The organism is Thioalkalivibrio sp. ALJT (genome assembly GCF_000381825.1).
GTDB lineage: Bacteria > Pseudomonadota > Gammaproteobacteria > Ectothiorhodospirales > Ectothiorhodospiraceae > Thioalkalivibrio.
The window spans coordinates 1-19,023 of record NZ_KB907133.1 but is presented as its reverse complement, the minus strand read 5'-3'; the positions used below and the strand labels follow the sequence as shown (position 1 = coordinate 19,023).

The following is a 19,023-nucleotide window of genomic DNA, read 5'->3' as shown; positions in this document are numbered from 1 at the left end:
GCCGGCATTGCGTTTTCAATTCGCGGCGGATGGCCGCGGGTCCGCAGCGTCCTCCACATCTTCAATCATCGGTTCCAGATGCGGCCAGATCGCATCCAGCAGTCGGGGCTGGGCGCGCTCACTGGGGTGGATACCGTCGTCCATCAGCATTCCCTCCTCCAGCACGAAATCATCCAGAAAGCCGGGCTCGAAGACGAGGCCCCGCTCCTCCGCTAGATCGGCATAGACCGCCTCGAAGCGTTCGGTGTAGCGGCGCCCGTAGTTGGGCGGGATGCGAACGCCCAGCAATAGTGGTTCGGCGCTGGCGGCGCGGATCGCATCCACCATGCCCTCCAGGTTGTCGCGCATGGCCTGCGGCGGCAGGCCGCGCAGGCCGTCGTTGCCCCCCAAGGCCAGGATCACCAGAATCGGCTCCTCGCGCTCCAGTACCTGCGGCAAACGGTTGAGCCCACCCGCCGTGGTCTCGCCGCTGATCGAGACGTTCACCACCTCCCACTGCATGGGGCGATCGTCCAGTCGCGCCTGCAGTAATGCCGGCCAACCGGATGCATCCGGCATGCCGTAGGCCGCACTCAAGGAATCGCCGTACACCAGGATGCGCGGTGGCACTTCCGGCGGATTTTCCGCCTCCGGGGAATTTGCGAGCGCGCAGGGACTCCATAGCAAGGCAATCAAGCCGATCACGACCAACGGAACACGGAACATGGATACAACCTCGTCGTATGTACTGGAGGCCCGCGACCTCGAGCAGCGAATCAATGGGCCCAGCGGCCCGCTGGATATCCTGCGTGGCATCTCGCTTGCGGTCCAGGCAGGCGAGACGGTCGCGATCCTCGGTGCGTCCGGATCGGGCAAGTCCACCCTGCTCGGCCTTCTTGCAGGTCTGGACGCCCCGAGCGCCGGAGAAGTTCGCCTGCTTGACCAAGTCATCAGCGAGCTGGACGAGGACGGCCGCGCGGCCTTGCGCGCCGGCCGCGTTGGATTCGTGTTCCAGTCGTTCCAGCTATTGCCGGCGCTGACTGCCCTCGAGAACACCCTGCTGCCGCTGGAACTGAACCCCACCCATGCCGCGGCCAGCCAGGCCGAGCTGAATCAGCGCGCAAACGAGGCCCTGGACCGAGTGGGCCTGACTCCACGCGCGGACCACTACCCGCACCAGCTGTCGGGGGGCGAACAGCAGCGCGTAGCCATTGCGCGCGCCATTGTCGATCACCCCGCCATCCTGTTCGCAGACGAGCCCACCGGCAATCTGGATGGCCGCACCGGGCAGCGCATCATCGAGCTGCTGTTCGGGCTGGCGCGCGATCCCGGTGCCGATGCCCCTGCGACCGCCCTGGTCCTGGTCACCCACGACCCCGAGCTGGCGGCACAGTGTGACCGTGTGATCTCGATCCAGGACGGTGTGCTCGCATGAGCCGCTCGCATGGACGCAGTCGCGTGGGCGGCTTCCTGCGCGGGGCCTGGCGCGAATGGCGCTCCGCGGAGCTGCGTGTGCTCGCAGCAGCGCTAGTGGTGGCCGTGGCTGCGGTCGCGGCGGTGGGCTTTTTCACCGACCGCGTGGACCGGGGCATGGCGCAGCAGGCCACCGCGCTGCTGGGTGGCGATCTGGCCGTGGTCAGCGATAACCCGCTCCCGGAGGCGTGGAGCGACGAGGCTGCCACGTTCGGGCTGGAGACGGTGCGCACCGCCTCGCTGCCCAGCGTGGTATTCAGCGCGGACGACGCATCCCGCCTGGCGGCGTTGCGGGCCGTGGAACCGGGCTGGCCACTGCATGGCGAGGCCCGCACCCGGCCCTCGCGGGCGGCCGCGGAGGCGCCGCGCGAGCACGGGCCGGAATCCGGCACGGCCTGGCTGGAGGCCCCGTTGCTGGAGGCGCTGCATCTGGAGGTCGGTGATCGGGTCGAGGTGGGTGATCTGGATCTGGAGATCACCGCGATCATTAGCCACGAGCCCGATCGCGGCTCCAATCTTCTGGATATCGCGCCCCGGCTGATGCTCGCCTTCGAGGATCTGGACGCCAGCGGCCTGATCGGCCCCGGCAGCCGTGTGCGCTATGAGTTCTTCGCGGCCGGCAACAGCGCCGATAGCGCCCGTTTTCGCGACTGGCTGGAGGGCGAACTGGAGCCCGGCCAGCGCCTGCTGGGGCTGGAGGATGCCAACCCCGAGCTGCGCACCGCCATCGAGCGGGCGGAACGCTTTCTGGGTCTCGCTTCGTTGATGGCGGTACTACTGGCGGGCGCCGCGATTGCGGTGGCCGCGCATCACTTTGCGCAGCGCAGGGCCGACCCCGCCGCCGTGATGCGGGCGCTGGGTGCCAGCGCCCGCCACGTGCTGCTGACCTACTTCGGCCGGGTACTGCTGGTCGCCGTGATCGCCAGTGGCATCGGTCTTGCCATCGGCTATGCGGCCCAGTTCGTACTGGCTTCCATGCTGGGCGAGTGGCTGGCCGGCGATCTGCCGCCGCCCGGCACGCGGCCGGCCGTGGCCGGTATGGGGGTGGGCCTGGTCACCGCGGTGGGCTTTGCCCTGCCCGCGCTGTTGCGCATCGGCCAGGTCTCGCCCCTGCGCGTGTTGCGCCGCGATCTCGGCCTGCCGCCGACCTCGGTGTGGCTGTCCGGCCTGCTCGCATTGCTGGCCTTCGGGGGCCTGCTGTACTGGCAGGCCGCCGATCCCGGGCTGGCCGCCTGGGTGCTTTTGGGAACGGCCGTTGCCATCAGTGTGCTGGCACTGCTCGGGATCGGGCTGGTCTGGGCCTTGCGGCCCCTGCGCAACCGCGGGGGGATGGCCTTACGGTTTGGCCTGGCCAATCTCTCGCGGCGCGGCGGGCTCAGCGCGGTGCAGCTGGTGGCATTCAGCGTCGGCATCCTGGCCCTGCTATTGCTGGCCATTGTGCGCGTGGATCTGCTGAATGCCTGGGATGCAAGCATCCCGGAGGACGCCCCGAATCAGTTCTTTATCAATATCCAGCCCGGTCAGGAGACGGCCTTTGCCGATCGCGTGGAGGAAGCGGGGCTGGAGCGCCCGCAACTGGACCCGATGATTCGCGGGCGTCTGATCGAGATCAACGGCGAACGCGTGCACCCGGACGACTTCGCCGATGATCGCGACCGCCGCCTGGTGGATCGCGAATTCAACTTGTCCTACGCCGAGGAACCACCGGGACACAACCGCATCGTCGCCGGGCACTGGTTCGGCGCGGGCGAGCAGGACGCGGACACCGGCTGGTCCGTCGAGGCCGGTCTGATGGAACGCTTCGACCTGGCCCTGGGCGATACCGTGACCTTCCGGGTCGGCGGCCAGGCCGTGCAAAGCCCCATTACCAGCGTGCGCGAGGTGGACTGGGACAGTTTCCAGGTCAACTTCTTCGTAATCGGCCCGCCAGCACTACTGGACGAGCAGCCACGCACGTTCATCACCGCCATGCATGTGCCCGAGGCGCAGCGCTCCGCGCAGAACCAGTGGCTGCGCGAGTTCCCCGCGGCCTCGGCCATTGATGTCAGCGCCATCCTGGTGCAGGTGCGCGAGGTCATGGATCAGGCGACCCGCGCCGTGGAATACGTGTTCCTGTTCACCCTGGTGGCGGGTCTGACGGTGTTGTTTGCAGCGGTCCAGGCCACGCGCGACGTGCGCCGCCGCGAGGCCGCCCTGCTGCGGGCCCTGGGGGCACGCCGCGAACACATCCGCAACGGGCTGCTGGCGGAATTCGGCACCCTCGGGCTGCTCGCGGGACTGCTGGCGGCGATCATTGCCACCGCGGTGGGGGCATTGCTCGCATGGCAGGTGTTCGAGTTCGATTATCACCTGAATCCGTGGACCTTCATCTACGGCATCGGCGGGGGCACGCTGGGCATTGCCCTGGCCGGCTGGCTGGGGACGCGACGGGTACTGAATCAGGCCCCGCTGGCGGTGCTGCGCGGGCCGGAATAATCCGGCCCGCGATCAGCCGTACATGATGTCCACGTCCAGGAATCCGAACAGCACCAGGGTCGCCAGCGCCCACAGATAGAACGAGAACACCTTGAGGTTGGCGCGATACAGAAAGAACAGCACCATCTTCAACGAGATGATCCCAACCACGGCCGAGACCACGAAGCCAACCGCGAGCACCGTCCAGGTGAGTTCGCCCAGGCCGTCGCCGTTCAATACATCCAGGGACTGAACGGCCGTCGCGGCCAGAATGGTCGGGATCGCCAGGAAAAAGCTGTATTCCGCCGCCCAGCGCCGTTTCAGGCCGGTAAACAGGGCAAACACGATGGTCATGCCGCTGCGCGAAAGGCCCGGGACCAGGGCAAAGCCCTGAGCGACCCCGATCACGGTCGCAATCTTCGGACTCAGTTGCCGCAACCCGAGCGGGCGCCGCTGCAGGCGATCGGTCCACCACAGCAGGATGCCGGTCAGGGTCAGGGTCCCGGCGATCAGCGTGGGGTGTGCAAACACGTGCTCGAAACTGGCCTTCAGCGTAAACCCGACCACCGCGGTGGCGAACACCGACAGTCCGCACAGCAGGGCCAGACGCAGGAACAGCATCTCGCGGCCGGCCGTCCCGCGGGCCGATGCCCACTGCCAGCTCTCGCGCACGATACCGCCGCTCAGGCGCGTCAGGCTCTGGCGAAACACGTACACAATCGAAACCAGGGTTCCCACATGCACCACCAGGTCGAACAGGATCATCTCGGCACTTTCCGGCGGCGGCAGCGGCTCGCCCTGCCCGATCAGCCAGTGCTGAGTCAGCACCAGATGCGCTGTCGAACTCACGGGGAGAAACATGAAAATGCCCTGCACGATCCCGAGCAGGGTGGCGACCCATATTGTCATGACTGACGTGGCTCCATGTCCTCGAGGCGGGCCGCAGTATACGGAAATCTGCCAAGGGCGCGCTGCATCCGGCCATCCCGGTTCCTGCTTAGCAAGGGGCCTCCGCCAGCGGCGGGGCCCATTCGGGGACGTGCATGGCCCGCCGCGATTGCGTTGATCCGGAAGCCTGCCGGCTTTGGGCGATCGTTGCGAGCGTGTACATTAATCAGTGTTCGCTTAAAACCTTATCCTCGAAAACCGGAATCGGCGGCAATCCAACCATGCAACTTACCCGCTACACCGACTTCTCCATCCGTGTGCTGATCTACCTCGCCGTGCAACCGCAGGAGCAGCGTGTCACCGTCAGTGACATTTCCGAACGGTTCAACATCCCGCGCAATCATCTGGTGAAGATCGTTCACCAGCTCGGGCAGAAGGGCTACATCATCACGCGCCGCGGCAAGGGCGGCGGGATCTCCCTGGCCCGCGAACCCGGCGAGATCCGGGTTGGCAGCGTCGTGCGCGACATGGAACCCAGGCTGGATATCATTGACTGTGAAACCCAGGTCTGCCCGGTGCGGCCCGGCTGCCAACTGCGTGGCGTGCTGGATTCTGCGCGCGATGCCTTCATGGCAGTGCTCGATGACTGCTCGATCGCCGACCTCACCCAGACCCCGGACCAGCTACATCACTTGCTTCAACTTGGAAAGACTGCGTAGTAAGTAACCGTTTTTTTTGATACTTAGGGCCTGACAAATTCAAGCGACCTGCTGGATTCACCGGCCTTCCCCTAGCCCCGAAAGGACGCAACCCGAGAGGACCCGACCATGGAATGGTTACCCTGCAATCGCCAGTCGCGGCGCGCCCGCGGCATCACCCCCCGCCGCGTGTACGCGCTGCTCCTGATCCCCTTGCTGCTGGCCGGCCCGCTGGCCGCACGGGAGTCCTGCCCTGACCCCGGCGCGCCCGTTTCCAGCCTGCACGATCTGCGCAGCCAGGCCGTAGCCGAAGGCGATACCGTGGTGGTCGAGGCCGTCACCACAGGCGTATTCATGGAGCCTGATCAGCTCGGTGGCTTCTATTTGCAACAGGGCGCCGGCAGGGACGCGGCCGGCATCTTCGTGTATGCCCCGCGCGAGACCCCGCCGGCACCGGCGCGGCAGCTCCAGGTCCACGGGGAGCTCACCCGGCACCGCGGCCGTCTGCAGATCTCCCGACTGCGCAGCGTGCACGATTGTGGCCCCGCCCGCCTGCCGCAACCGCTGGAGCTGCGTCTGCCCGCCGATGCCGCACGGCTGGACCATTACCCGGATCTGCTGGTGCACCTGCCACAGACCCTGACGGTTACCGCCAATCGCGACCTCGGGCGTTATGGCACTCTGACCCTGGCTGCGGACGGCCGCCTGCGCCACCCGGGCCAGACCGGTGATGCCGCAGCGCACGACGCCTCCGCCCGCAGCATTGAACTGGACGACGCCAGCTACCGGGCCAATCCCGATCCGGTGCCCTATCTCGATACCTCCGGGACCCGCCGCGTCGGCAGTACCACGACGGGCCTGACCGGGATTCTGACCCACGCCTTCGGGCGGCACCGCATCCACCCAACCGCGCCACTCGAGTGGCAGGACGGGGAACGCCCGGAGCCACCGCCCGCCCCGACGGAAACGCAGTTGCGCATCGCCACGGCAAACCTGGAGAACGACTTCGTCACTCTGGGCCAACGCGGTGCACAAACCGCTGCAGAACGCGACCGCCAGACCGCGAAGATCGACGCCCTGTTGAGCCGACTGGACGCCGATCTGATCGGCGCAGTCGAACTGGAAAACAGCGCGCAGGCGCGCAGCGCTCTGGTGCAACGCCTGAACCGCACACCGGGCGCGCGTGGTCCGTACGCCGCGCCGGAACACCCCGACGCAGGCGGTGACGCGATCAAGGTGGGACTTCTGTACCGTCCCGAGCGTCTGCATCTGATCGAGACGCGCACCGATACCGACCCGGTCCACAACCGCCCACCGCTACTGGGCTGGTTCGAGGACCGTGAGAGCTCCCTGCGTCTGGGTGCCGTGGTGGTCCACTTCAAGGCCAAGGTGGGCTGCCCCGAGCACGGGGACGTGGATCGTGGTCAGGGCTGCTGGAACATGCTTCGCAGCGAACAGGCCCAGCGGCTGGTCGAATGGATCGGGGAACAGCGTCAGGGTAAGTTTGCCGATACACCAGTGCTGATCCTGGGCGACCTCAACGCCTATGCCGCGGAAGACCCGCTGCAGTACCTGCGCAAGGCCGGCAAACAGGATCTCGTCCATGCGGATGCCGCGCAGGCCTATACCTACGTTTTTCGCGGTCAGGCCGGGCAGCTGGATTATCTGCTGGGCCCGCCGGATCTGCGCGAGCGGGTGCAGCGCGGGGGGAGCTGGGCGGTCAACGCCGACGAGCCCGTGTTCCTCGGCTATGACGGCCGCCTCCCGGCCGATGGTCCCTGGCGCGCCTCCGACCACGACCCGGTCTGGGCCGATCTGCAACGTTCGACCGGCCAACGCCGCTGATCAATCCGCGTTTCCCGGTTTCTGCGGCCGGGTATCCGTGGCTGCAGAGGCATCGCCGGTCTCCACCGGCGGCGCCTCTGCAGCTGGCACGTTGTCCACGATGCGCACCGGGAGTGGCGCACTCCCCGCCAGTCCACCCAGCGTACGTTGCGGGAACGGGATTTCGATGCCGGCTTCGTCCAGCGCCACCTTGATGCCCTCGTGCATCGAATTGCGCAGGTCCAGAAATTTCTCCCGCCGCGCCCACACCGAGAACTGGATCTTCAATGCCGAATCACCGTATTCGAGGAAGATGAACAGCGGTTTCGGCTCCTCCAGACAGACCGGATTACGCTCGGCCACCTCCATCAGGATGTCCCGCAGCTGTTTCAGGTCGGTGTGGTACGCGACCCCGATTTGCATATCCAGACGCCGGATCGGGAAACGACTGAGGTTGGTCAGCTGGCTCTTCACCAGGGTCTCGTTCGGCACGCGCACCATCAAGTTGTCGAAGGTGCGCAGCTTCACCGACAGCGGGTCGATGGCCAGCACCTCGCCCGTGGCATCCCCCACCTTGATGACATCTCCCACCGAAAACGGGCGTTCGCCAATCAGGAACAGACCGGAGATCAGATTGGATGCCGAGGTCTGCGAAGCGAAGCCCAGGGCCACGGTCAGAATCCCCGCCGCTCCCAGCAATACGGTCAGGTCGAACCCCAGTTCGCGCAACGCCGAGGCCAGCACCAGCAGCATGATCAAGTAAAAGCTGATGCGCCGGACCAGCATCACCTGCTGGGCATCCAGTTGTTGTCCCAGCGCGCGTGCAAGCCCGCGCGAGACCAGCCGTGCCACCAGCAGCCCGACCAGCAGATACACCGCTGCCCGGACCGCGGCGAGGAATGCCTCGCTGGTCACAAAGGACACCACCGTCTGCAGCCATTCGCTCATAGTGTTTCTCTACTGGAACAGGGCGCTGAACGCCCGGATCATCACGTGTCGCGCGCCCGCCTGGCGTGGTTCTGCTACCCGCCTGGCCCCGCGCGCCAAGCCCGGCGGGGCGGGGTCGATCTTCATCGTTGCCAGATCGCGATCCTCCTCCCGTTCCATGCGCACCGCCGGGGTCCACAGGCGGTGCTGCTCGTCGGCATACACCGGCAGGCGTGGAACCGGGAGGTTCACCCGTTCCAGAAACAGCGCATCAGGGGCCTTGTTCACAATCGTCAGGGGCGTAACCACCCGGTGAGGACGTCGCGGCACGTCCGCCAGGTCCAGGCGTGCCTGGCTTCGTGTCGCGTAGCACAGCTCGCCGTCAACGGTATTGGTTCCGAACCAGGTATCGGAGGGCACATACACCGGAAACTCCTGCACCTGCGCCGCACCGATCAGCAACTGCACCCAGACCGGGGAACTCAGGTAAAGCGTGACCTGCCCCCTGGCCGGGACGTAAAAGGGGTTCTGCGGCCGGCTGACCATGGGACGATCGGCCAGCGCCACACGCAGTGCCGGTCGGGCCGAGGCCGCGGCTCCGGCAAAGCGAACCCGATCGGAACCGTCCGCGGGAAACGGGTCACGGCAGGGAATCTCCACGGCCAGGGTCGCATCTGCCGGCTCCCGCGGGCGCTGCAAGACCATCTGCCATTCCTGCGCACCATGGGCGAGCCACAGATCCAGCGGCCCGACAGACCAGCGTGCGTGCTGCCCCGGGGCCAGCTTGCGCGGCCCCCACCAGGCGGCAGACGGAGGTTGGATGGTACTCGTGGACATTCGTTGTATTTCCGGTGACCCGGGAAACACTGTAAACCAACTCGCCGGGTCCGAGTCAGAACAAATCTAGCTGGGCCGAGTCGCCCCCGCAGGCACCCCCGACGGGGGGCACAAACTGACTGCAATCCAGTTCCACCAGATGCCCCTCGAGCCCGGCACGCCGCCGCGCGAGCCGGAAGCGTTGACGCAGCAGATCCGCGTATGGCCCGGCCCCGCGCATGCGGTGGCCGAAGGTCGAGTCATAAAGCCGCCCGCCATGGGCCTCGCGCAGCCGCTGCAGCACATGCTCCGCCTTCAGCGGTTCGTATGTCCGCAGCCAGTCCTCGAACAACGGGGCAACCTCGCGCGGCAGGCGCAGCAACACGTAACCGGCGGCTACGGCTCCCGCCGCCGCACCGGCATCCAGCAGGACTTCCAGTTCCGCATCGGTCAGGACCGGGATCAGCGGCGCGACCAGCAGGCTGACCGGTACGCCCGCCTCGCTCAGCCGCGCCACCGTCTCCAGCCGCCGCGCCGGAGCCGCGGCACGCGGCTCGAGCTGGCGCGAAAGGCGACGGTCCAGCGTGGTCATCGAGATCGCAACCTGGGCCAGGCCGCGTTCGGCCATCGGCGCGAGCAGGTCCAGATCGCGTTCCACCAGCGCGGACTTGGTCACGATGGAAACCGGGTGTGCAGTCTCGGCAAGCACCTCGAGGATGGCTCGTGTGATCCGCCGCTCCCGCTCGATCGGCTGATAGGCGTCGGTGTTGATACCCAGCGCAACCGGGGCCACCCGGTGCGAAGGCCGTGCCAGCTCGCGTCGCAGACACTCGGCGGCCCCGACCTTCGCAAACAGGCGACTTTCGAAGTCCAGCCCCGGGGACAGGCCCATATAGGCGTGGGCGGGACGCGCAAAGCAATAGGCGCAGCCATGCTCACAACCGCGATAGGGATTCAGGGACAGCTCGAACGGCACATCGGGCGATCGATTCCACGAAAGCACCGTGCGCGGGTGCTCGTCGGTCACCTCGGTGCGCAGCACGGGCGGCGCTTCGCCATCACCTGCCCACCCATCGTCCAATGGCTCGCTCTGCGTCGGTTCAAAGCGAGCGCCGGGGTCCATCGTGGCACCGCGACCACGCAGCGGCCCGGGCAATGGCCCCGTCACCTCGCGCACCCCCTGCACTCGAACAAAGGTTCGGAACCGCCCGGGCCCGAGGTCCACCCGCGCCCTTCCGTACGCGAACGCAGGCGGTCGAACCACATCGGCGTGTATGCCTCGGAAGGCGTTATGCCGTCTGCGCTGCCGGCACCATCCAGAACGTCAGAGACATCAGAATCGCCGTCACGCTCACCCCCATCAGCGGCAGAAGCATCAGCCCCGCCAGCGGCTCGCGCCGAAACAGCCTCACGCCCATCCCCACAAGCGTCATGGCCCAGCCGATCGCTACAAAGAACGCCAGGGCGTTCAGCTCGGCGCTCCACAACAGGATCAACGCAACTGGCAATCCGAGGTTCAGGAGCACCACGCCCATCTCCTGGCTGCCAGCGGCACGACCGGCCGACAGGCCATACGCATAGGCCGCCCAGATCATCAGCAGTCCGAAGCCAAGCGCCCCGGCCGCCGGCGAACTCAACGGCGCGCGCAGAATGGCCGCCCCGGCCGGTTCAAGCCCGACTCCAAGGGCCACGATCAACAGTGCCACGCCCAGGCTGATGAGCATCCAGAACCAGAGGGTCCCACGTTGCACGTTCGGTTCTGTCATATTTTTCCTCCGTTTTATGTTCACTTCCCGACCTGCCACAAGCCTGCATGTTCAGCCCGCGAGCTTCCAGGCGATGCTCTCACCCGCACGCAGTGGTACCCCGGGGTCGTGACCGAACAGAACGGCATCAGGGACCGTCCAGGGTGATTGTTCCAGCGTCAGCGTGTCCGTGTTTCTCGGCAGGCCGTAGAAATCCGGTCCGAAATGGCTGGCGAAGCCCTCCAGCCGATCCAGTGCATCCACCGCGGCAAAGACCTCGGCGTAGAGCTCGATCGCCGCATGTGCCGAATAAATCCCGGCGCAGCCACAGGACGATTCCTTGGCGTGGCGCGGATGCGGCGCGCTATCCGTCCCCAGAAAGAAACGCGGATGGCCGCTGGTCGCCGCTTCGACCAGGGCCTTGCGATGACGTTCCCGCTTGAGGATGGGCAGGCAGAAATGATGCGGCCGCATCCCGCCCGCAAACAAGGCATTCCGGTTGTACAACAGGTGCTGCGGCGTGACGGTAGAGGCAACGGTCTCCGGCCCGTCTTGCACGAACTGCACCGCAGCCTCGGTGGTAATGTGCTCGAGCACGATGCGCAGCTGAGGGAAGTCCCGCAGCAACGGTGTCAGATGGCGCTCGATGAAGGCTGCCTCGCGATCGAAGATATCCACCTCGGGGTCGGTCACCTCGCCGTGAATCAGCAGGGGCAGATCCACCCGCTGCATCGCCTCGAACACCGGGTAGCAACGGCGGATATCGCGGACCCCGCTGTCCGCATTCGTAGTCGCGCCCGCCGGATACAGCTTGACCCCGTGCACGAAACCGGAGGCCTTCGCCGCCGCAATGGTCTCGGGCGTCGTGCTCTCGGTGAGATACAGGGTCATCAGTGGCTCGAAATCCGCTTCCTGGGGCAGCGCCGCAAGGATGCGGTCGCGATATTCCCCGGCCGCTTCCACCGTTGTGACCGGCGGTTTCAGGTTGGGCATGATGATGGCCCGCCGGAAACGCCGCGCGGTATCGGGCAACACGCTGGCGAGCACGTCTCCGTCGCGCAGATGCAGATGCCAGTCATCGGGGCGGGTCAAGGTCAAGCGGTTCATCGGCAGATCCTGTGGTCGCGGGCGCAGGCAGAGCCGAGCCCTGGTAAGTGGTACGCGTTCAGGATGACGCGCGGCACAGGGCGCCTTCGCTGCTGTCGCCCATCCAGCCGCTGATCGCGTTGCACGAGCCTGCCAGGCGCCTCGCGGCACGGCGAAATTTCGGGCAAGCCTACCAATTTCCCCTGCGCCGCGCCTGTCCCGACTCCGGGGCCACAAGCCCCCCTGTACCCCGGCCGCATTATCCGGCGCCGCCAGGCCCCGCGGCATCCAGAAACGCCCGCAAACCGTCGGTGTAGGCCTCCCCGGTGACCAACGGGCCGTCATTGTGCCCACCTTCCATGCGCAGCAACTGCGCGTCCTTAGCCGCGGCTTGCAGCCGTTCGGCATGGGCAAAGGGCACGATCTCGTCCGCCGGACTGTGCGCCAGCAAAATCGGCGACGCAATGTCGCCGATACGCCCGAGGGTGTCGTACTCGTGGCGCAACAGTGCGCGTACCGGCAACCAGGGATAGATCTCCACCCCCAGGTCGGCGGCCGAGGTGAATGCCGCCTCGAGGATAACCGCGCCGGGCTCGACCGCAGTGGCCAGTTCGGCCGCGACCGCTGCACCCAGGGAGCGCCCGAAGATCACGATATCCTCCGGCGCGAATCCGCGATCTGTAACCAGATGGCGCCAGGCAGCGCGCGCATCCGCGTAGGTTCCTGCCTCGTCCGGGCGCCCCGCACTGCGTCCATAGCCGCGGTAGTCGATGATCAGAACGGCCAGACCCATCGCGTGGAACTGCTGCAGCGAATGCAGGCGGTGACCGATATTGCCGGCATTTCCGTGCAGGAACAGCATCACCGGGGCATCCTCTTGCGGGCCCGGCAGGAACCAGCCATGCAGACGCACCCCGTCTTGGGTGGTCAGTTCCACATCCTCATATGCGAGGCCAATGCGTTCGGGCGTCTGGGTCAGCGTTCCCGAGGGCATGTAGATCAGGCGGTCCTGGGTGACGAATATCATGCCCACCACGAGGGCATACCCCAGCCCCAGTATCATCGCGATCTTGAACAGATTGGCCATACCTTGATCCTGACTGCGGCCGTCCTCCGCACGCAAGCCTCTACCCCGAACCCGAGCTCCCGTACAATAGTGACCACGCACTGTCCGAACAACTGCCCGCATGCGCCATTCGCTGTTGACCAATACCAACCTCCAGGGCCTCGACCGCGACGCGTTGTTGCAACATTTCGCGGGTAACGAGGCGCTGGACAGCGCGGCGGAAGAGCCGCTACGGGATGCGCTCGGGCTTGCGCTGGCGGCGCTCGAAGCCAGCGGGCTCGAGTCTCATCCGCTCGACGTAGCCGAGACCCTCCGGCATCTGAACGTCGACCGCCAGACCCTGATCGCCACCCTGCTGGTGCCCGCCTACCTGGCGGAACACCTGACTCCAGCCGCGATCGAGAGCCGCTTCGGTGCAGCGACCGCACGGCTGACCACCAATGTCGCGGCCCTCGTGCGCCGTCGTTTCGAAACGCCCGCGGGCCGCCCCGAGCAGGCCGAGCGTCTCCGGCGCATGTTGATGGCGATGGTGGATGACGTGCGAGCAGTCCTGATCAAGCTGGCGTTCCGCGTTCAGCACCTGCGCCTGGTGGCACGAGATCCGGACGAGTCCGCACGCGTGCTGGCTCAGGAGACCCTGGACGTAATCGCGCCGCTGGCCAATCGTCTGGGTGTCGGCCAGCTCAAATGGGAGATGGAAGATCTCGCCCTGCGCATCCTCGAACCGGACACCTACCGCGAGATCGCACGCGGCCTGGAAGAAAACCGCACCGAGCGCGAGACCTACGTCGAGGCCTTCGCCCGTACCCTCCAGCGGCGCCTGCAGCAGGAAGGCATCGAGGCCCGCGTATTCGGCCGACCCAAGCACATCTACAGCATCTGGAAAAAGATGCAGCGCAAGCGCACCTCGCTGTCGGAGCTGTACGATCTCCGGGCCACACGCGTCATCGTGGACCAGCTGGCCTCCTGCTACACCATCCTGGGGATCGTCCACAACGACTGGCGCCACCTGCCCAGCGAGTTCGACGACTACATTGCCAATCCCAAAGACAACGGCTACCAGTCGTTGCATACGGCCGTGGTGGGCCCCGAAGGCAAGGTTGTCGAGGTCCAGATCCGCACCCGGGAAATGGACGAATTCGCCGAACTCGGGGTCGCAGCACACTGGCGTTACAAGGAAGGCGGCCGCGAAGACCAGGCCCTCAACCGAGCCATCGCCAGCCTGCGCCAGCTGCTGGAGGCCGACAGTTCCGACCAGAACCTCCTGGACGAAATCCAGAGCGAACCCCTGCACCAGCGCGTCTTCGTACTGACGCCACAGGGCGAAGTGCTGGACCTGTCCCAGGGTGCCACCCCACTGGATTTTGCCTATGCGGTCCATACCGAGGTCGGCCATCGGTGTCGCGGGGCCAAGGTGGATGGCCATATCGTGCCGCTCACCTACCGGCTCAAATCCGGCGAACGCGTCGAAGTACTGACAACCCGCGAGGGCGGCCCCAGCCGCGACTGGCTCAACCCCAACCTGGGCTATCTCAATACCGCCCGCGCCCGCTCCAAGGTGCGTACCTGGTTCCGTCAACAACACCAGGAGGAACACCTCGCGACCGGGAAACAGATGTTCGATCGCGAGTGCCAGCGGCTGGGCTGCGGGCAGGACCTCAATCGCACCGCCCTCGCCGAGGCCATGAAATACCAGACCTTCGACGAGCTTCTGATCGCCCTCGGCAGCGGCGACATCACCACCGCACAGATCGCCGGGCGCATCTCGCAGCAGATCCGCGCGGCCAAACCGAAGGCCCCGCCCGCCACAACCCCCGTGGCACAGCGCCCGCGCCGCACCGACGACGCCAGCGGCGACATCAAGATTCGCGGCGTAGGCGGGCTGCTCACCACACGCGCGCGCTGCTGCAACCCGCAGCCCGGGGACCCGATCATCGGGTTCATCACCCGCGGGGCCGGCGTCTCCGTTCACCGCAGCGATTGCGTCAACATCCTGCACTTGCCGGAAGAAAAGCGCGGCCGCCTGATCCCCGTCTCGTGGGGCGAGGAACCGGAACGCGAAATCATCACCCTCACGGTCGAGGCCCACGACCGCCCCGGCCTCCTGGGCGAGGTTGGCAACGCCTTCTCCGAATGCGGTATCAACCTGTTGCGCGTCAACACCCAGACCAATCGCGAGGATCGCAGCGTGAGCATGGAGCTGGAAGCCGAGTTCAGCGATCTCGGCGAACTGAGCGCCCTCTTTGACCGGCTCCAGGCCCTCAGCAGCGTGCAGACCGTGCGCCGCGCCCCCAACCCCTCATCCTGACGCGCCCTGCAACCGCCCCCCTCGTCCCGCCCGCAGCACAGAAAAAACGGGACCTCCGGCGCCCGGCATGCCCCGGCGAGAGCTCTGAGTCTCACCGCCGAAACCCCGAACAACCGCTCTGCGGTCCCCGGAATAATGCCCCCATGGCCATGTAGGGAGCCAGCTTGCAGGCGAAACTCCTGCCAGAGCCGGATTTGTGGGCAGCGAACGGTTCGCCTGCAAGCAGGCTCCTGCGCGTGGATGGCGTCGGATAACCGCTACGCGGTTTCCGTGATGGCGGGAGGTGGAATAAACGACGTGGAAAAAAGAGGGGCGCAATGGCCGCATCCGCGCCCGACGGCTTGCGGTGCGTGCGTGCGAATCAGCCGCCGCGTTTCAGCGGTCCGGAGCGCATCGTGTGACGGCGTGTGTTTTCGTAGGCGTTGGTGGCCTTGCGCCCGGCACGCAGGTCGCGCAACTGGCGACTGGCATCGCTGCGACGTTCGGCCAGCAAGGGGACGGTCTGCTGATAGAATGCAGACAAACGCTCCAGTGCCCCGCGCAGAGCCTGACCACTGTCATCGCGAAGCGGCACCGGCTCGTCGCCGAACGCGCGCTCCACCAGGACTCGCGCCTGCAGGTCGAGTTGTTCCAGGCGATCCCAGTCCTCCTCGCGGATCGCCTGTTCCATCAATCCCTGTACCGCATCCACCGCGGCCTCCAGCGTTGCGTCGGGGTGGGCGTTATCCGCATCGAGTGCGCTCATGATGCCTGCACCCCATCACGCCCGACGCACGTGGTCAAACGCGCCGGCCTCAACTCGCCCGCTGACGCACGTCATGCGGGATCTCGTCCCAGCCGGACTTGACCTGGCGCAGGAGTTTGGCAACCTCGTCCAGCGCCGCCGAGTCGTTGCGCGCGTTCGCCTCCAGCAGCCGCCGGGACATGTACTCGTAGAGAGCGTCCAGATTCCCCGACAACTCCGGGTTGGGCTTGTGATCCAGGACCGCTCGCAGGGACTCGACAATATCAATGGCTTTGCTGATCTTTTCACCCTTGAGACTCACGTTCCCCTGTTCCATCGCGCCCTTCGCAACCGCGATACGTTCCAGGGCGCCTTCGAACAACATCTGGATCAAACGGTGCGGATCCGCCACCTGAGCCTCGGCCAGTGCGCCCGACTGCCGATACTGGTTCACTCCTCGATTCATTGCCGGTCCGTACATCTGTCTGTCTCCGTTATATCGTCACCGCCTGGCGGTGGTTACTGACGAGAGCGGTTACTGGCCAGCGGCATGTTCGCCAGCTGGTTGGTGAGGAAGTCGCCGGTGCTCTGCAACTGGGCCACTGCCGAATCCATGCGCGAGAACTGCCCGACGAGCCGACTTTCCATCCGTTCAAGGCGGACATCCAGCCGCTCCCTTTGCTGTTCGATCCGCTCCAGGTCGCCCCGCAGCCCATCCGTACGCGTGCCGATCAATCCGTCTGGCCCCACGAAGGTGTTGGCAACCTCTTCCATGCGTCCGCCAACTTCTCTCACCACTTCAGAAATATTCTCGAAACCATTGTTATCCATGGCTTGATTGAAACGGCTGGTATCGAAGTTGAGCGTGCCGTCGCGATTCGACACGATGCCGAGCTCGGACAGGGTCTGCACGCCGGAATCGGGCACCCCGGCCTGTTGCAGCAGGGCCTCGCTGAGGCGGCTACGGATACCGCGCACGGTGCTGTCGCCGGTGAGCACCGAAGGTTGGTTTTCCTCGGCATCAAATGAAGTCAGCTCGCGGGTCTGTCCTACCAGCGCGTTGAACTGCTCCACAAAACCCTGCAAGGCCTCCCGGAGCTGGCCCTGATCCTCTTGCACGGAAACCGTGGCCGGCGCCGTAGACGTCCCCTGCAACTGGATACTGACCCCTTCAATCGCATCGTCGAGCGTATTGCTCGCACTGGTGACCGTGATTCCGTCGATCACGGCCTCGGCATCCTGTGCCGCACGCGTTTCAACCAGGTTACTCGCGTCCAGACGCGCCAGCCCGCTACCGGCCGGGTCTTCGGTTGCCGACAGGGAGATCGTGTTGTCCGCCCCGGTCTCGTTCGCATTCAGAACCAGGCGGGCACCGTTGCCATCGTTGATGATGGAGGCGGTCGCACCCGCACCGGCTTCGTTGATCGCATCGCGAACATCGCGCAACGTATCGCCCGCGTCGACATTGATGGTCACTGCCGATGCGTTACCCACCTGCAGTTCCAGCTGCCCGGCACCCACCACGGCGTCCACATCGCTGAATTCGCCGGGCGCCGTCGCCAGCGCCTGAGACTGGGCCAGCTGATTCACCTGTAGCGAAAAGGAACCGTTGGCTGCACTGCCGTCTGCCGTCACGCTCGCCACGCTCTCATCAGAGATGCTGGTGGTCTGATTCAGCTCGAATCCGGAGAGCGTGCCCAGCGAGCCTTGCAACTGCTCAACCCCGTTGCGCAGGTTCCCGAAAGCCGATATCTGCGCTTCGATGCGCTCTTCGCGCTGGTTGAAACGCTGCTCCCGAGGAACGCGTTCGGCGTTCAGCAGGTCCCCTACGATCTGATTCAGATCGAGCCCGGACCCGACACCCATTGCACTGATTGCCATTGTGTTGCTCCTCGCAGGTCGCCGCCCTGGCCGCCGCTTTGCAGGTACAGTTTCTATAACGACAGCCTAGCGTAAATCTTGATCCCCAACGGCGAAAAATTTCGTCTCATCAACGAAAAAAGCCGCACCTCGGGGGATGCGGCTCAACTCTGGTCGTGGGTTCCGAACGTCGCCGGATCCTGCATGACCCGTCGCTTCAGACTTCTTGATCTAAAACGACGTTCAGCCCGTCCTGGGGGTGTTTGCGCCCGGACCGGCATCCATCCACCACCGCGCCCCATGGCCCCATGGACATACCGGCGCCGAGCGCATCCCATCCTACGGCCCCACGACCCGGCGAGTGGCGGACGCTCGTGACTTGTCTGGTCAGGCCTTGTCCACCAGACCGGTCGCGTCCAGGGTCTGCTCGTCGCGCAGCTGCTCGGCCAGGGCCAGCATCTGCTCCGGCGGAATCTGTCGGATCACATTCTCGCGATCAGCATCCATCACCGTGATCACGGTCCGCCCGCTGACATCATCGACGCTGAATTCGAGTGCTCGCCGAGTCGTTTGCAGGTAGGCATTGATCGACTCCACGACGCGATCCATATCCGACGCATCAACCGGATCAACCGACGGACTCCGTTCTGCACCGGCTGGCGCCGCTGGCTCGGCCGGACGGGTCGACGCGCTCGCGCTGCTTCCCGGCAGGGCCACCGGGACCTTCTCACGAGGGTCTTGCCCCACCCCGGCGGCGGGGGCACGCTCACCAACCGGAGCCCCACGCCCCCCCAGCGTGGCCAGTGGCGAACCGATATTGCCGATACCATCACTCATGTCACAGTCCTCGTCCGAAAGGATGGATGACGGGTCGCGTCCCCCGTCATCCACCATCTACGCGGAAGCTCGAGGGGCCGAGCTTACTGCAGCAGCGCCAGCACGTTCTGCGGAACCGCGTTGGCCTGCGACAGCACCGAGGTACCCGCCTGCTGCAGCACCTGGGCACGCGTCAGCTCCGCCGTCTCCGCCGCGAAGTCCGCATCCCGAATCCGCGAGCGCGCATCCGACAGGTTCTCCGCACTCACACCCAGGTTGTCAATCGTGGCCTCGAACCGCACCTGCACCGCACCCAGCTCCGCGCGCAGGCTGTTCACCTGATTCAGCGCCCCGTCCAG

18 protein-coding genes are annotated in these 19,023 nt (G+C 65.9%); 5 read left to right on the top strand and 13 right to left on the bottom strand.

All coding sequences use genetic code 11. The features are described from left to right. Positions 1 to 15 precede the first annotated feature (15 nt). Positions 16 to 705, bottom strand: a complete 690-nt coding sequence (locus tag G332_RS0112045; protein WP_019627243.1) for an arylesterase — start codon at positions 703 to 705, stop codon at positions 16 to 18. Between G332_RS0112045 and G332_RS0112040 the strand changes: the two genes are divergently transcribed. After that, positions 704 to 1,414: an ABC transporter ATP-binding protein gene (locus tag G332_RS0112040; RefSeq protein WP_019627242.1), complete on the top strand. Its 711-nt coding sequence runs from the start codon at positions 704 to 706 to the stop codon at positions 1,412 to 1,414. The genes G332_RS0112045 and G332_RS0112040 overlap by 2 nt on opposite strands. Next, positions 1,411 to 3,927, top strand: a complete 2,517-nt coding sequence (locus G332_RS0112035) for an ABC transporter permease (protein ID WP_019627241.1) — start codon at positions 1,411 to 1,413, stop codon at positions 3,925 to 3,927. Before G332_RS0112040 ends, G332_RS0112035 begins: the two co-directional genes overlap by 4 nt. A gap of 12 nt (positions 3,928 to 3,939) precedes the next feature. On the opposite strand, the gene G332_RS0112030 is transcribed toward G332_RS0112035, so the two are convergent. Next, the gene (locus G332_RS0112030) at positions 3,940 to 4,815 is read right to left on the bottom strand and encodes an undecaprenyl-diphosphate phosphatase (RefSeq protein ID WP_019627240.1); all 876 of its coding nucleotides are present in this window, start codon (positions 4,813 to 4,815) and stop codon (positions 3,940 to 3,942) included. Between the two features lie 260 nt (positions 4,816 to 5,075). Between G332_RS0112030 and G332_RS0112025 the strand changes: the two genes are divergently transcribed. Together G332_RS0112025 and G332_RS0112020 are read left to right on the top strand one after the other, a co-directional pair. Then, the gene (locus G332_RS0112025; RefSeq protein ID WP_019627239.1) at positions 5,076 to 5,513 is read left to right on the top strand and encodes an Rrf2 family transcriptional regulator; all 438 of its coding nucleotides are present in this window, start codon (positions 5,076 to 5,078) and stop codon (positions 5,511 to 5,513) included. Positions 5,514 to 5,621: 108 nt separating this feature from the next. Beyond that, the gene (locus G332_RS0112020) at positions 5,622 to 7,337 is read left to right on the top strand and encodes an ExeM/NucH family extracellular endonuclease (protein WP_019627238.1); all 1,716 of its coding nucleotides are present in this window, start codon (positions 5,622 to 5,624) and stop codon (positions 7,335 to 7,337) included. On the opposite strand, the gene G332_RS0112015 is transcribed toward G332_RS0112020, so the two are convergent. The 6 genes from G332_RS0112015 to G332_RS0111990 form a co-directional block, all read right to left on the bottom strand. After that, positions 7,338 to 8,264, bottom strand: coding sequence for a mechanosensitive ion channel family protein (locus tag G332_RS0112015; RefSeq protein WP_019627237.1), 927 nt, complete (start codon positions 8,262 to 8,264; stop codon positions 7,338 to 7,340). Positions 8,265 to 8,273: 9 nt separating this feature from the next. Further along, positions 8,274 to 9,080, bottom strand: a complete 807-nt coding sequence (locus G332_RS0112010) for a hypothetical protein (RefSeq protein ID WP_019627236.1) — start codon at positions 9,078 to 9,080, stop codon at positions 8,274 to 8,276. A gap of 55 nt (positions 9,081 to 9,135) precedes the next feature. Next, a complete protein-coding gene (locus G332_RS0112005; protein WP_026340832.1) occupies positions 9,136 to 10,236 on the bottom strand; it encodes a PA0069 family radical SAM protein in 1,101 nt (366 codons plus the stop codon). Positions 10,237 to 10,348: 112 nt separating this feature from the next. Then, positions 10,349 to 10,825, bottom strand: coding sequence for a hypothetical protein (locus G332_RS0112000; RefSeq protein WP_019627234.1), 477 nt, complete (start codon positions 10,823 to 10,825; stop codon positions 10,349 to 10,351). Positions 10,826 to 10,876: 51 nt separating this feature from the next. Beyond that, a complete protein-coding gene (gene pyrC, locus G332_RS0111995; protein ID WP_019627233.1) occupies positions 10,877 to 11,911 on the bottom strand; it encodes a dihydroorotase in 1,035 nt (344 codons plus the stop codon). A 238-nt stretch (positions 11,912 to 12,149) separates the two neighbouring features. Beyond that, positions 12,150 to 12,977, bottom strand: a complete 828-nt coding sequence (locus G332_RS0111990) for an alpha/beta hydrolase (RefSeq protein ID WP_019627232.1) — start codon at positions 12,975 to 12,977, stop codon at positions 12,150 to 12,152. Positions 12,978 to 13,077: 100 nt separating this feature from the next. Here G332_RS0111990 and G332_RS0111985 point away from each other — a divergent pair, with 100 nt between their 5' ends. Beyond that, complete coding sequence (locus G332_RS0111985) at positions 13,078 to 15,264, top strand: bifunctional (p)ppGpp synthetase/guanosine-3',5'-bis(diphosphate) 3'-pyrophosphohydrolase (protein WP_019627231.1); 2,187 nt, start codon at positions 13,078 to 13,080, stop codon at positions 15,262 to 15,264. Between the two features lie 361 nt (positions 15,265 to 15,625). On the opposite strand, the gene G332_RS0111980 is transcribed toward G332_RS0111985, so the two are convergent. The 5 genes from G332_RS0111980 to G332_RS12970 form a co-directional block, all read right to left on the bottom strand. Next, positions 15,626 to 16,009, bottom strand: a complete 384-nt coding sequence (locus G332_RS0111980; RefSeq protein ID WP_019627230.1) for a flagellar protein FliT — start codon at positions 16,007 to 16,009, stop codon at positions 15,626 to 15,628. 49 nt (positions 16,010 to 16,058) lie between these two features. Then, the gene (gene fliS / locus G332_RS0111975; protein WP_026340831.1) at positions 16,059 to 16,469 is read right to left on the bottom strand and encodes a flagellar export chaperone FliS; all 411 of its coding nucleotides are present in this window, start codon (positions 16,467 to 16,469) and stop codon (positions 16,059 to 16,061) included. A gap of 38 nt (positions 16,470 to 16,507) precedes the next feature. Beyond that, entirely contained in the window at positions 16,508 to 17,869 is a 1,362-nt protein-coding gene (gene fliD / locus G332_RS0111970; RefSeq protein ID WP_019627228.1) for a flagellar filament capping protein FliD, read from the bottom strand. Between the two features lie 366 nt (positions 17,870 to 18,235). Beyond that, a complete protein-coding gene (locus tag G332_RS13415) occupies positions 18,236 to 18,685 on the bottom strand; it encodes a flagellar protein FlaG (RefSeq protein ID WP_081619814.1) in 450 nt (149 codons plus the stop codon). Between the two features lie 83 nt (positions 18,686 to 18,768). Next, positions 18,769 to 19,023 (bottom strand): flagellin (locus tag G332_RS12970; RefSeq protein WP_019627226.1); only part of this gene is annotated, 255 nt, incomplete at its 5' end.